The 12,249-nt window shown below is 71.4% G+C and carries 14 protein-coding genes; 8 read left to right on the top strand and 6 right to left on the bottom strand.

Annotation, left to right across the window (positions count from 1 at the left end):
* Positions 1 to 14: 14 nt before the first annotated feature.
* Complete coding sequence (gene glnA / locus BLU81_RS25860) at positions 15 to 1,367, top strand: type I glutamate--ammonia ligase (RefSeq protein WP_092547050.1); 1,353 nt, start codon at positions 15 to 17, stop codon at positions 1,365 to 1,367.
* A gap of 204 nt (positions 1,368 to 1,571) precedes the next feature.
* Here glnA and BLU81_RS25855 read toward each other — a convergent pair whose 3' ends face one another.
* Complete coding sequence (locus tag BLU81_RS25855; RefSeq protein ID WP_157751784.1) at positions 1,572 to 2,267, bottom strand: hypothetical protein; 696 nt, start codon at positions 2,265 to 2,267, stop codon at positions 1,572 to 1,574.
* Positions 2,264 to 2,896 carry an RNA polymerase sigma factor gene (locus BLU81_RS25850; protein ID WP_092547048.1) on the bottom strand — a complete coding sequence of 211 codons (633 nt, stop codon included), beginning with the start codon at positions 2,894 to 2,896 and terminating at the stop codon, positions 2,264 to 2,266. The genes BLU81_RS25855 and BLU81_RS25850 overlap by 4 nt, the downstream gene beginning before the upstream one ends.
* 165 nt (positions 2,897 to 3,061) lie before the next feature.
* On the opposite strand from BLU81_RS25850, the gene BLU81_RS25845 reads away from it, so the two are divergent.
* Positions 3,062 to 3,487 (top strand): DUF350 domain-containing protein, encoded by a 426-nt coding sequence (locus BLU81_RS25845; RefSeq protein WP_092547047.1) that lies wholly within the window; start codon positions 3,062 to 3,064, stop codon positions 3,485 to 3,487.
* A 34-nt stretch (positions 3,488 to 3,521) separates the two neighbouring features.
* Positions 3,522 to 4,214, top strand: coding sequence for a helix-turn-helix transcriptional regulator (locus BLU81_RS25840; protein WP_092547046.1), 693 nt, complete (start codon positions 3,522 to 3,524; stop codon positions 4,212 to 4,214).
* Here the strand turns inward: BLU81_RS25840 and BLU81_RS25835 are convergent.
* Positions 4,207 to 4,566 carry a VOC family protein gene (locus BLU81_RS25835; protein ID WP_092547045.1) on the bottom strand — a complete coding sequence of 120 codons (360 nt, stop codon included), beginning with the start codon at positions 4,564 to 4,566 and terminating at the stop codon, positions 4,207 to 4,209. The genes BLU81_RS25840 and BLU81_RS25835 overlap by 8 nt on opposite strands.
* Before the next feature lie 97 nt (positions 4,567 to 4,663).
* On the opposite strand from BLU81_RS25835, the gene BLU81_RS25830 reads away from it, so the two are divergent.
* From BLU81_RS25830 to BLU81_RS25820, 3 genes are read left to right on the top strand one after another with little or no spacing between them, the layout of a single operon-like run.
* Positions 4,664 to 5,107, top strand: coding sequence for a GNAT family N-acetyltransferase (locus BLU81_RS25830; RefSeq protein WP_092547044.1), 444 nt, complete (start codon positions 4,664 to 4,666; stop codon positions 5,105 to 5,107).
* Positions 5,108 to 5,135: 28 nt separating this feature from the next.
* Complete coding sequence (locus BLU81_RS25825; protein ID WP_092547043.1) at positions 5,136 to 5,918, top strand: type 1 glutamine amidotransferase; 783 nt, start codon at positions 5,136 to 5,138, stop codon at positions 5,916 to 5,918.
* Complete coding sequence (locus tag BLU81_RS25820) at positions 5,918 to 8,872, top strand: bifunctional [glutamine synthetase] adenylyltransferase/[glutamine synthetase]-adenylyl-L-tyrosine phosphorylase (protein ID WP_092547042.1); 2,955 nt, start codon at positions 5,918 to 5,920, stop codon at positions 8,870 to 8,872. The genes BLU81_RS25825 and BLU81_RS25820 overlap by 1 nt, the downstream gene beginning before the upstream one ends.
* On the opposite strand, the gene BLU81_RS25815 is transcribed toward BLU81_RS25820, so the two are convergent.
* Both BLU81_RS25815 and BLU81_RS25810 read right to left on the bottom strand, forming a co-directional pair.
* A complete protein-coding gene (locus tag BLU81_RS25815) occupies positions 8,873 to 9,568 on the bottom strand; it encodes a hypothetical protein (protein ID WP_092547041.1) in 696 nt (231 codons plus the stop codon).
* 189 nt (positions 9,569 to 9,757) lie between these two features.
* Complete coding sequence (locus tag BLU81_RS25810; protein WP_092547040.1) at positions 9,758 to 10,198, bottom strand: MarR family winged helix-turn-helix transcriptional regulator; 441 nt, start codon at positions 10,196 to 10,198, stop codon at positions 9,758 to 9,760.
* Positions 10,199 to 10,283: 85 nt separating this feature from the next.
* On the opposite strand from BLU81_RS25810, the gene BLU81_RS25805 reads away from it, so the two are divergent.
* Both BLU81_RS25805 and BLU81_RS25800 read left to right on the top strand, forming a co-directional pair.
* Positions 10,284 to 10,496 (top strand): hypothetical protein, encoded by a 213-nt coding sequence (locus BLU81_RS25805; RefSeq protein ID WP_092547039.1) that lies wholly within the window; start codon positions 10,284 to 10,286, stop codon positions 10,494 to 10,496.
* Between the two features lie 69 nt (positions 10,497 to 10,565).
* The gene (locus tag BLU81_RS25800; protein WP_092547038.1) at positions 10,566 to 11,444 is read left to right on the top strand and encodes an alpha/beta fold hydrolase; all 879 of its coding nucleotides are present in this window, start codon (positions 10,566 to 10,568) and stop codon (positions 11,442 to 11,444) included.
* Here the strand turns inward: BLU81_RS25800 and BLU81_RS25795 are convergent.
* The gene (locus tag BLU81_RS25795; RefSeq protein ID WP_092547037.1) at positions 11,441 to 12,247 is read right to left on the bottom strand and encodes a hypothetical protein; all 807 of its coding nucleotides are present in this window, start codon (positions 12,245 to 12,247) and stop codon (positions 11,441 to 11,443) included. The genes BLU81_RS25800 and BLU81_RS25795 overlap by 4 nt on opposite strands.
* Between the last annotated feature and the right edge of the window lie 2 nt (positions 12,248 to 12,249).

The following is a 12,249-nucleotide window of genomic DNA, read 5'->3' as shown; positions in this document are numbered from 1 at the left end:
GACTAGGGGTGGCAGTGGACCGACAGCAGGAGTTCGTGCTTCGCACGCTCGAGGAGCGCGACATCCGTTTCGTGCGCCTCTGGTTCACCGACGTGCTCGGCACTCTCAAGAGCGTCTCGGTGGCCCCGGCCGAACTGGAGTCCGCCTTCGAAGAGGGCATCGGCATCGACGGCTCGGCGATCGAGGGCTTCGCCCGGGTCTTCGAGTCCGACATGGTGGCCATGCCGGACCCGACCACCTTCCAGGTCTTCCCGTTCGAGGGTGGCGTCTCCGGCGAGAGCGCCCGGATGTTCTGCGACATCCTGCTGCCCGACGGCAGTGCCGCCTGGGCCGACCCGCGGCACGTGCTGCGCCGCGCCCTGGCCAAGGCCGCCGAGAAGGGCTTCACCTTCTACACGCACCCCGAGGTCGAGTTCTTCCTGATCCAGGACGGGCCGAACGACGGCTCGGTGCCGGTTCCGGTCGACACCGGTGGTTACTTCGACCACACCACCCACGCGGTGGCCCGTGACTTCCGCCGTCAGGCCGTGCTCTCGCTGGAGCGGATCGGCATCTCGGTCGAGTTCAGCCACCACGAGGTCGCGCCCGGCCAGCAGGAGATCGACCTGCGGTATGCGGACGCCCTCACCACCGCCGACAACATCATGACGTTCCGGCACGTGGTCAAGGAGGTGGCGGTCACCCAGGGTGTCCGGGCCACCTTCATGCCGAAGCCGTACACCGACCAGCCCGGTTCCGGCATGCACACCCACCTGTCGCTGATGGAGGGCGAGCGCAACGCCTTCTACGACAGCGAGGACCCGCAGAAGCTGTCCAAGACGGCCCGTTCGTTCATCGCCGGTCTGCTGGTGCACGCCCGGGAGATCACCGCGGTCACCAACCAGTGGGTCAACTCGTACAAGCGGCTGTTCCCGCTGCAGCTGCCGGACCGGATCACCGAGTCGCCGGCGTTCGTGAGCTGGGGCCACCTGAACCGGTCCGCCCTGGTCCGGGTGCCCGCGTTCGGTAAGCCCAGCTCGGCTCGCGTCGAGGTGCGGTCGATCGATTCGGCGGCGAACCCGTACCTGGCCTTCGCTGTGATGCTCGGTGCCGGTCTGAAGGGCATCGAAGAGGGCTACGAGCTGCCGCCGGGCGCCGAGGACGACGTGTGGTCGCTGTCGCCGGCCGAGCGCAAGGCCGCCGGTTACGAGGCGCTGCCGGAGAACCTGTCCGAGGCGATCGACGTGATGGCCGGCTCCGAGCTGGTCGCCGAGGTGCTCGGCGAGCACGTCTTCGACTTCTTCCTGCGCAACAAGCGGGCCGAGTGGGAGCAGTTCCGCCGCGAGGTCACGCCGTACGAGCGGCAGCGGTACCTGGGCGCGCTGTAGTAACGACTTACCAAGAAGGGCCCCTCGCGCGAGAGGGGCCCTTCTTGGCGTTAAGCGCCAGGCGGCGACGGTGTCCGAGCCGTCACCGCCTGGCTGGTGCGGTCATCGGGAGCTGGGTGGGGGCGACCCAACCGATGACCGACCGTTAAGGCACCCGGCGGACCGCCCGTTCCCCAGATCCGGTCCGCCGAGTGCCGGCTCGTGTCAGCGGCGCGGTCCCGCGCTGCTGGTCACATTCCCACCTCCGCCCGGCCAGGGCCGTTCGGAGGGCTTCGGACCGCCGGTCCGGTCCCGGGTGGGCCGGGCGGACGGCGACTTGTTCGGTGAACCGGCTCGGGCCCGGCAGGCCCGCTCCACCTCGGCCCGGTTCTTCCCGGCCCGTTTCACCTGCTCGTGGAAGCGTTCGTCGTCCCGCTGGAACTCGGTGCACAGGTCGGTGGCCCGGTTCGGCGGGACCGCCGACGGCGACGCGGCCGCGGACGAGGGGACGGTGACGGTGGAGCGGGGCGACGGCGACACGGGTGCGGTCGCCGCCGCGGTGGTGGCGGCCGAGGTCTCCGCCGCGCTGATCGTGGTGTCGTGGAGGGTGCTGGTGTTCGCGGCCAGGGCCACCCCGCCGACCGTCGCGCTGGTGGCGAACGCGACCGCCGCGACCTTGAGGGTCATCATCCGGGCCAGGCACGACTGGAGAGTCGACGGCCGTCTCCGGCGGGGCACCGGCGCGTGTGCCGCGGCCCGGAAGGCCGCCATCGCGTCGGCCTCACCCGCCAGCTCCGTCTCGGTCGCGGGCGCCTGTGCGGCGGCCAGCACCCGGTCGAGGGCATGCCCGGTCCGGTCGCCGCGCAGCAGACTCTCTGCGGTCGTCCGGTCCATCGGGGTCCACTCCTCGCGGCTGGTCATCTCATCTCCTTCAGCGCCGGCGCCGCCGAAGTTGTCACCGGGCCGCTCCACGAGGCGGATCGGCGCTGCTCAGGAGGGGGGTGCGCGGGTTGGCCCAGGCGGGCCGCGAGTTGTCGCAAACCCCGATAAGCGGCGGTACGAACGGCGCCCGCCCGCCGTCCGAGGATCTCCCCGGTGCTCTTCGCGTCCAAGCCGACCACCACCCGCAGCATCACCGCCTCGGCCTGCTCCGGCGGCAGTGCCGCGATCATCGCGACCGCGGCGTCGGTGGTCACCAGCTCCAGAGCGCGGTCGGCGGTGTCGTCACCGGCGCTCAAGTCGGTCAGGAACTCGACCGGCACCCCGGCCTGTGGGCGGCGCCGCTGGGACCGCAGCAGATCCATGGCCCGGTGCCGGGCGATCGTCGCGGTCCAGCCCCGGAAACCGTCCCCGTCGCCGGAGAACTTCCGCAGGTCCCGGGCGATCTGCAACCAGGCCTCGGAGGCGACGTCCTCGGCGTCCTCCCCGACCAGGACCCGCAGGTAGCGCAGCAGCGCCGGCTGCTGGGTGCGGTAGAGCAGGCGGAACGCCTCCTCATCACCCGACTGCGCCGCGATCACGACGGCGTCGAGGTCCTCCGCGTCCACCATCCGAAGACCACCGACCCCCTCGTTGCGCCCTCACACCGCATGCGGGCTCCCCTGGTACAGCGCCACCTGACGGAAAATCGTCACCGCGGGTCCCGCCGTCCGATCGACGCGGTAGATCGGCTCCGATACGGTCTTGGACGGACTACACATGATGAGGGAGAAGCCGTGCTGGAGGATCTACTCGAGGGCGCCGGGCGCAGCATAGTGTTCGGGGCGGTCGGCATCGGGCTGATGGCGGTCGGATTCGTTCTGGTCGACCTGCTCACCCCGGGCAAACTGCGCGACCTGATCTGGGTCGAGAAGAACCCGAACGCCGCACTGCTGCTGTCGGCGAACCAGCTCGGTATCGCGGCGATCGTCTTCACCTCGATCTTCACGACCTGGGACTCGTTCGGTCAGGGCCTGGTGTCGACGGTGCTGTTCGGCCTGATCGGCATCGCGATCATGGGCCTGGCCTTCCTGGTGCTGGACTGGCTGACCCCGGGCAAGCTCGGCGAGGTCATCTGCACCCAGGAGAAACACCCGGGAGCACTGGTCAGCGCGGCCTCCCACTTCGGGGCGGCGATCATCGTCTGCGCCTGTATCGCGTAAGAAAACGTCGTACCCCCGGGCTAGCGTCCCGGGGGTGAACCGCACCGATCGCCTCTACGCCCTCGTCGAGGAGTTACGGGCGGTGGCCCCGCGGCCGCGCAGCGCCCGCTGGCTCGCCGGCCGTTTCGAGGTGAGTCTGCGCACCGTCGAGCGGGACATCTCGGCGTTACAGCAGTCTGGTACCCCGATCTACGCGGAGACCGGCCGCACCGGTGGTTACTGCCTGGACCGGGCGCACACCCTGCCGCCGGTCAACCTGACTCCGGAGGAAGCGGTCGCGATGGCGCTCGCCCTGCGGAGCATGGAGGGCACGCCGTTCCGTCATCCGGCGGCGAGCGCGCTGCGTAAACTGCTCGCGGCGATGCGCCCGGAGGACGTGGCCGAGGCCCGCGACCTGGCCGGCCGGATCCAGCTCACCGGTGACACGGTGCCGGCCGAGCTGCCCCGGCTGTCCGGTGGCGCGCTCCCGGTGGGTTGCGTGCTCCGGATCGGTTACGCCGACCGGCACGGCCGGGTCACCTCACGCGACATCGAGCCGCTGGGTTACGTCGGGGCCCGCGGCCGGTGGTATCTGATCGCCTGGTGCCGGTTGCGCGAGTCGGTGCGGGTGTTCCGCCCGGACCGGATCGCCTCGGTGATTCCGACCCGGGAGACGGTCCGGCCGCGGACGCTGGCGGAGGTCGACCTCGACCTCCCCCACCGCCTGCGGCCGTTGACGCTCAGCTAGCCGGCGGTTGGTAGATCTGGAACTGGTTGCCGGCCGGGTCGAGCAGGTGGGCGATCCGGGTCCCCTCGCCGGCGGTCCGGTTGACCAGCACCTTTCCGCCGGCCGCCTCGGCCGCCGCGCAGGTCGCGTCGACGTCGGCGACCAGCACCGAGAAGACCGCGTGGTTCGGGCCGCCGCCGCTGGTGTCGGCGATACCGCCCTGCGGGCCGTCCGGGTCCGGGGTGCTGACGAACCGGTAGTTCGGGGCGGCCTCGCTGAAGGTCCAGCCGAACAGCCCGCCGTAGAACCGCTCGGCCTCCTGCGGCTGGTCGGTGCCGATCTGGAACCAGCCGATGCCGTTGATCGCAGCCATGTCGTCTCTCCTTGATGTCGGGAACAGCCCTGACTCTGCTCGCCCCCGGCGACAGCGTCCCGTCGGTGTTTCCGGGTCGTTTGGCAAGATCGCCCGAATGACCGACATCCGGCTCGAACCCGTCACCGCCGCCAACTGGCGTGACTGCGCAGCCCTCACCGTGCACCCCGAGCAGCGGGACTTCGTCGCGGAGGTGGCCTACTACCTCTGCCTGTGCAACTACGGCGACACCTGGAACCCGCTCGCCGTGGTGCGGGGCGGCGAGGTGGCCGGCTTCGTGATGTGGGGCCTGGACGACGACGGCAGCCGCTGGATCGGCGGGGTGGTCGTGGACGGGAAGCACCAGCGGCAGGGCATCGGCCGCGAGGTGGTCCGCCAGCTGCGGGAACGGCTGATCGCCGAACCCGGAACACCCGACGTGGCCCTGAGTTACCAGCCGGCCAACACCGCGGCCCGGGACCTCTACCTGTCGATGGGCTTCGTGGAGACCGGCGAGGTGGACGACGATGAGGTGATCGCCCGCTGGACGCCCGCCCGCTGAAGTCGGCCGGCTCCGATAGCCTCGACGTGTGGGTACCGCACTAGTCATCGAGAACGACCCGAGTGACGACCCCCGGCGGCTCGGGGAATGGCTGACCGAGGCCGGTCTGGAGCTGACCGTTCTCCGGCCGCACGCCGGGGACGAGCTTCCGGAGACCCCGGAGGGCTTCCTGGCGCTGATCGTGCTGGGAGGTGATCAGCACGCCTATCCCGACGAGACGGGCGCACCCGGCGCGTCCTGGTTCCCGGCGCTGGAGGGGCTGCTGCGCAAGGCGGTCCGGCACCGGGTGCCGACCCTCGGTGTCTGCCTCGGCGGCCAGCTGCTGGCCCGGGCGAACGGCGGCCTGGTCCAGCTCAGCGAGGGCGGCCCGGAGATCGGCCCCGGCCTGGTCGCCAAACGGGACACCGCCGACGACGACCCGCTGTTCAAGTGGGTGCCGCTGCTGCCCGACGTGCTCCAGTGGCACCACGACGAGATCACCGAGCTGCCGGCGAACGCGGTGCTGCTCGCCGCCTCGTCGCGGTTCCCGGTCCAGGCGTTCCGGATCGGTGACCGGGCCTGGGGACTCCAGTTCCACATCGAGTGCGACGCCGCGATGATCGCCGACTGGGCGGGTGCGGACGCCGACACGCTGGCCGAGCTGGACTACGACCCGGAGGCCGTGGTGCTGGCCACCTCGGCGGCGCTCGCCGACGTGGAGGAGGTGTGGCAGCCGTTCGCGCAGCGGTTCGCCGAGCTGGCCCTGGGCACGCTGCCGGACGCCGACATCCCGAACCCCACCGGCCGGACGCTGCCGATCCTGGGGCAGTGATGACGCGGCCCACCCGCCTCGCGCGGTACGGGTTCGCCGACAACGGCGCCCGCGCCAGCGACCTGCTCGGACCCGGCGGTCTGCGGCTCTGGGACGTCGACGCGCAGGTCCCGGTGGACGAGCACGCCGCCGGGCTGCTCGACGCGCTCTCCAAGGCCGCCGACCCGAACCTGGCGCTGCGGCAGCTGCACCGGATCGTCGAGTCGGCCGGGCGTGGTGACGAGACGAAGGCCGCGGAACTGCTCGGCGGACTCGCCGAGGATCACGGGCTGCGGCGGCGGTTCCTCGCCGTGCTCGGGGCGTCGTCGGCGCTCGGTGACCATCTGGTGGCCAACCCGGAACACTGGCGGTCGCTGGCCACCGGCCGGACCGGGCTGCCGCCGGAGGCCGAGGGCGGGCTGGCCGACTTCGAGCAGCTCACCGTGCCGGCTTTGCGTACGGCGTACCGGATCTCGCTGTTGCGCATCGTCGCCGCCGACCTGACGGCGGGCCGCGGCCTGGAGCCCACCATGGCGGCCCTGTCCCGGCTCGCCGACGAGACCCTGGCGGCGGCGTACGCGATAGCCGTCGCCGCCCTCCCGGCAGCGACGCCGGAGCCTCGTCTCGCGGTCGTGGCGATGGGCAAGTGCGGTGGCAACGAGCTGAACTACGTCTCCGACGTGGACGTGATCTTCGTGGCCGCCGGGGACGAGGACCTGAGTGCGGGCACCACCGTCGCGGCCCGGCTGATGGAGATCTGCGGCATGGTGGCCTGGCCGGTCGACGCGGCGTTGCGCCCCGAGGGCAGCCGTGGCCCGCTGGTCCGCACCCTCGCCAGTCACCAGGCGTACTACCGGCGCTGGGCCCGTACCTGGGAGTTCCAGGCGTTGCTCAAGGCCCGCCCGGCCGCCGGTGACCTGGCGCTGGCCCTGGAGTGGATCGCCGATCTGGCGCCGCTGGTCTGGCACGCGGCGGAACGGCCCGAAGCGGTCGCCGACGTGCGCGACATGCGCCGCCGGATCATCGACAACATCCCGAAGAAGGAACAGGACCGCGAGATCAAACGCGGTTCCGGCGGGCTGCGGGACATCGAGTTCGCGGTGCAGTTGTTGCAGCTCGTGCACGGCCGGGTGGACGAGACGCTGCGGGACCCGGGGACGATCCCGGCGTTGCGCGCGCTGGTCGCCGGCGGTTATGTCGGACGGCAGGACGGCGAGACGCTGGTACGGGGTTACCGCTTCCTGCGCGGCGTCGAGCACCGCCTGCAACTGCAGCAGCTCAAGCGCACCCACACGGTCCCCGACGATCCGGCCGGGCTGCGCTGGCTCGCGGCGGCACTCGGCTACACCGCGCTGCCCGGACGGGACGCCGTCGAGGCGTTCCGTTCCGACTGGGTCGGTCATGCCGCCGGGGTCCGGCGCCTGCACGTGAAACTTCTCTACCAGCCGCTGCTCGAAGCGGTCGCCCGGGTGCCCGCCGAACAGCTGCGGATGGTCCCGGAGTCGGCCCGCCGGCGCCTGGAGATCCTCGGGTTCGCCGACGCGGCCGGGGCACTGCGGCATCTGGAGGCGCTGACCGGTGGGGTGACCCGGACCGCGGCGATCCAGCGCACCCTGTTGCCGATGCTGCTGCAGGACTTCGCCGACGCCCCGGAACCGGATCGGGGCCTGCTCAACTACCGGGCCGTCTCGGACAAGCTGGGCAGCACCCCGTGGTATCTAAGGCTGCTGCGCGACGGGGGACCGGTGGCCCGCCGGCTGGCCCGGGTGCTGAGCCTCTCCCGGTACGCCACCGACCTGCTCACTCGGGACCCGGAGGCGCTGCGCCTGCTCGCCGACGACGCCGAACTCCAGCCGCGCGCGCGGGAGTCGCTGCTGGACGGGTTCGCCGCGGCCGGGGACCGGCACACCGACCCGGTCAAGGCGATCGCCGCGGTCCGGGCGCTGCGCCGCCGGGAACTGTTCCGGATCGCCTGCGCCGACATCCTGAGCCAGGGTGGCGAACTGGCCCCGGACCGGCCGCTGACCGTGGACGCGATCGGTGTCGCCCTCTCCGACGTCACCGACGCCACCCTGAACGCGGCGCTGCGGATCGCCCGCCGCACCAAACCCGGCCCGGACGGCCTGCGGTTCGCCGTGATCGGCATGGGCCGGCTCGGCGGTTACGAGATGAGTTACCCGTCCGACGCCGACGTGCTCTTCGTCTACGAGAAACCGGAGGGCTGTCCGGAAGGGGAGGCCAGCGCGGCCGCGCACGCCGTCGCCGAGGAGATGCGCCGGCTGCTCAACGCGCCCGCCCCCGACCCGGCCCTCGGTGTGGACGCCGACCTGCGCCCGGAAGGCCGGCAGGGCCCGCTGGTGCGCAGCCTGCAGGCCTACCGGCAGTACTACGACCGCTGGTCGAAGGTGTGGGAGGCGCAGGCGCTGCTGCGGGCCCGGTTCGTCTGTGGCGACGTCGAACTGGGCCGCCGGTTCGAGACCATGGCCGACGGTTCCCGCTACCCGGACGGTGGCCTCACTCGCGAACAGGTGATCGAGATCCGGCGGATCAAGGCCCGGGTGGAGACCGAGCGGCTGCCCCGCGGTGCGGACCCGAACACGCACACCAAACTGGGCCGGGGCGGGCTCTCCGACGTGGAGTGGGCGGTGCAGCTCACTCAACTGCGCAACGCGTACGCCCGCTCGGATCTTCGAAAGACCCGGACCCTGGAGGCTCTCGCCTCGGCGGCGGCCGACGGGCTGATCAGCGCCTCGGACGCGGCCGAGATGGAGGCCGGGTGGACCCTCGCCGCCCAGGTGCGCAACGCCCTCACCCTGGTTCGCGGCCGGCCCACCGACCAGCTTCCCCGGCACGGGGCCGAGCTGGCGGGCGCGGTGCTCCTGCTGGGCGGCGGCGACCCGGGTGAGTTCGTGGACCGGTACCTGCGTCTGACCCGGCGGTCCCGGGCAGCGATGGAACGGGTGCTGGAGTCCTGATCAGCAGGGCTCCGTCACGGCGTCGGCCTGCCGGATCCGATACCGGCCGCCGTCCGGGCTGAGCAGATAGATCACCCGCCAGCGGGTGCACGTCTCATTCGGTCGCCCCGGTGGCCCGTGCCCGGCCCGCTGGCTGCTGCGGAAGGTCACCTCGGCGCGCGCCCGCCCGGCTCCGGCCGGGTCCAGGTTCCGCAGCACCACGTCGGCGTCACGGGTGGTCGACGTGCCCTTCGCGAACGCGGCCATCTGCCCGGGTGCTTGCGGGTCCAGTTCACCGGCCGGGTCCAGGACACCGGCCACCGCCGTGTAGTCCCGTTCGTTGATGCCGGTGAAGAACGTCTCGAAGGTGGCCGCCACCTTCTCAGCCCGTGGATCGGTGACCGCCGGGTCGATCGTCACCAGCCGGACGTCATCGTCCTCCAGGATCGGCACCGGCGCAGGTTCCGGCGCGACCGGGGCGACGGCCGCGGGCCGGGTGCTCTTCGGCTGGTCGCCGCCGAACAGCCGGGGCCCGCCGAAGATCGCGGCCGTGATCAGGGCCCCGACCAGGACGGCGATCGGCAGGGCGGGGAGGATCGGGCTGCGGATCGGTTCCTCCGGCGGTGCCGGTTCGGCCTCCTCCGGAATCCACAGCGGTGCCGGTGGATCGGGCTCCCCGAATATCGGGGCCCGCGGTGGCGCCTCCCACGGCAGCAACGACCGTCTCGGTCTTCCGCACGACGCGCACCCGTCGGGCAGGGTGTTCCGCTCACCACAGTTGACGCAGTTCCACATCCGGCCTCGTCCTCCCACCGTGCCCAACGACGGGCGCGGATGGGTGCCGGGGAATTCACGCTCTCGTGGTGACTCGGGGTGCGATTCGCACCTTGAGTCACCACGCGAGCCCTAGGCGCTGGTGGCCGCGATCACCCTGGTGAGCGCCTCGTGCACCCGGCGCAGCTCGTCGATCGGCATGCCGAGGCGCTCGACCACGGCCGGCGGGATCTTCTCCGCCTCGGCCCGCAGGGCCCGGCCGCGCTCGGTCAGCGTGATGGCGAGACTGCGCTCGTCGGCGCGGTTCCGCTCGCGGTGCAGATAGCCGATCGCCTCGAGGCGTTTGAGCAGCGGGGAGAGGGTGCCGGGGTCCAATTGGAGCAACTCGCTGAGGCGGCGCACGGAGAGCGGGGCGTGCTGCCAGAGGGCGAGCATCACCAGATACTGCGGATGGGTCAGGCCCATCGGCTCCAGCAGCGGGCGGTAGAGCGCGACCACCCCACGGGCGGCGACCGACAGGGCGAAACAGACCTGTTGCTCCAGGGCCAGGGGGTCTTCCGGGGTCTCGCTCACTTGCGGTTCTCCTCAGGTCACCGGGTATTCTACCAATAGTTGGGGTACCAACCATTGGCCCACTAACTATTCTGGGGAGACTGCTATGGAGAGGTTCAAGGCCTGGTACCACCGGACCTTCGACGACTGGGCCTTCCGGTCCTTCATCGGCCCCGCACAGACCAAGGGCGCCGTCCAGGGCTGCGACGAACCCGCGCGCGAGCAGTGGAAGCAAGACCTGGAGAACCGCAAGCGCCACACCCGCGAACAGCGCGAGCGCAAACGTGCCGAGCGGGCGGCCCGGCGCACCACGGTCTGAGACACCGTAAATCCCCGGCTTGCCGGTCGCTGCGACGATTACCATCGATGCATTGGCCGTGCCCCGGGGATGAGGATCGCCTTGGCAACACGTTTCGAGGTCGGCGTCGGTGCCCGGGTTCTCACGGTCGAGGTGTCCGGTGCGGCGCACGGTTCACCGGTGTTCCTGCTACACGGCACCCCCGGTTCGAGCACCGGTCCACGGCCCCGGCCCAGCATGCTCTACCGGCAGGGGATCCGGCTGATCAGCTACGACCGCCCCGGTTACGGCGGCTCCACCCGCCTGCCGGACCGCAGCGTGGTCGATGCCGCCGCCGACGTCCGTGCGATCGCCGACCGGCTGCGTCTCGACCGGTTCGCCGTGGTCGGCCGGTCCGGTGGTGGCCCGCACGCGCTCGCCTGCGCCGCCGTGCTGCCGCACCGGGTCGAACGGGCCGCGGTCCTGGTCGGGCTGGCGCCCCGGAACGCCGCCGACCTCAACTGGTACGAGGGCATGGCCGACGCGAACGCCCGGAAACACGTCACCGCCGATCGGGGCACCGCCGACCACATGCACGAACTGCGTGCTCTGGCCGAGCAGACCGCCGACGACCCGGAAAGCCTGCTGGCCGAGCTGCGGGCGCAGATGTCCGGGCCAGACCTGCTGTTCACCCGGAGTGTGCTGTTCCAGCGGCTGCTGGCGAAGAGTTACGCCGACGCGCTGCGCGTCGGTCCGTACGGCTGGCTCGACGACATCCAGGCGTTCCGCCGCGAGTGGGGGTTCGCCCTCGACACCATCGTGCCGCCGGTCCGGCTCTGGCACGGCGCACACGACACGTTCTCGCCGGCCAGCCACAGCCGGTGGCTGGCGCAGCGGATCCCCCGCTCGGAAGTGCACGTGCAGCACGACGCGGCGCACTTCGGTGCGATGGAGGCGCTGCCCCCGATCCTGGCCTGGCTGACCGCCTAACCCTCCAGAGCCGGGGTGGCGAACGCGGCCAGTTCGGCGCAGTACCGCTGCAACTGGTCGACGCTGCGCAGGTGATTGAGCGCGGCGTCGCGCAGGCGGACCGCCCGGTGCGCGGTGGGCACACCCCGGGCGAACTCCTGGTACCCGGCCGCCATGGTCACCTTCTGGTGCCGCAGCGCGGACTCCAGGTTGTGCCACAGTCGTTCGAAGCGGAGCCGTTCGGAGGTCTGTTCGCCGTTGTTGACACGCTCGCTGAGCAGCACCCGGAGTTGGTTGCCCTCGATCCGCAGCGGGATCATCACCCGCTCGTAGAAGAGCCACTGCTGGCTCTCCATCTGGGCCTGCAACAGGTGGGCCGATTCGAGCGCGCCCTCCGGGTCGGTGAGCGAGCCGTCCACCACCCAGGCGGCCGCCACGAAGGTGTTGGTGCTGGACGCCACCTCCTGCACCAGCTCCTGGAGATAGTCGTTGGTGATCTGGGCCGAACCGGTCATCTGTTGCAGCGCCGCCGCGTATCGCGTCTTCAGCCGGGCCTGCTCCAGCTCCTTCACCTGGTACTCGGCCAGCCTGGCGATGATCACCAGGGCGACCGGCAGTGCGACCATGCCGCAGACCAGCTCGGCGATGATGTTGGTGGTGAACTGGAGGCCGTTCCACCAGTTCCGGGCGTCCGCGATGACCGACAGGGTCACCGCCACGAAACCGATGCTCCACACCCAGTACGCGAACCGGCGCAGCACCGGTGGCGCGGTCCGCCAGGCCGACGCGACCAGCGACGGGATGGTGTTCTCCGAGTCCGCCATGG

It is taken from the genome of Actinoplanes derwentensis, from assembly GCF_900104725.1.
Taxonomy (GTDB): Bacteria; Actinomycetota; Actinomycetes; order Mycobacteriales; family Micromonosporaceae; genus Actinoplanes; species Actinoplanes derwentensis.
This window is presented reverse-complemented; position numbering and strand designations above follow the sequence as displayed.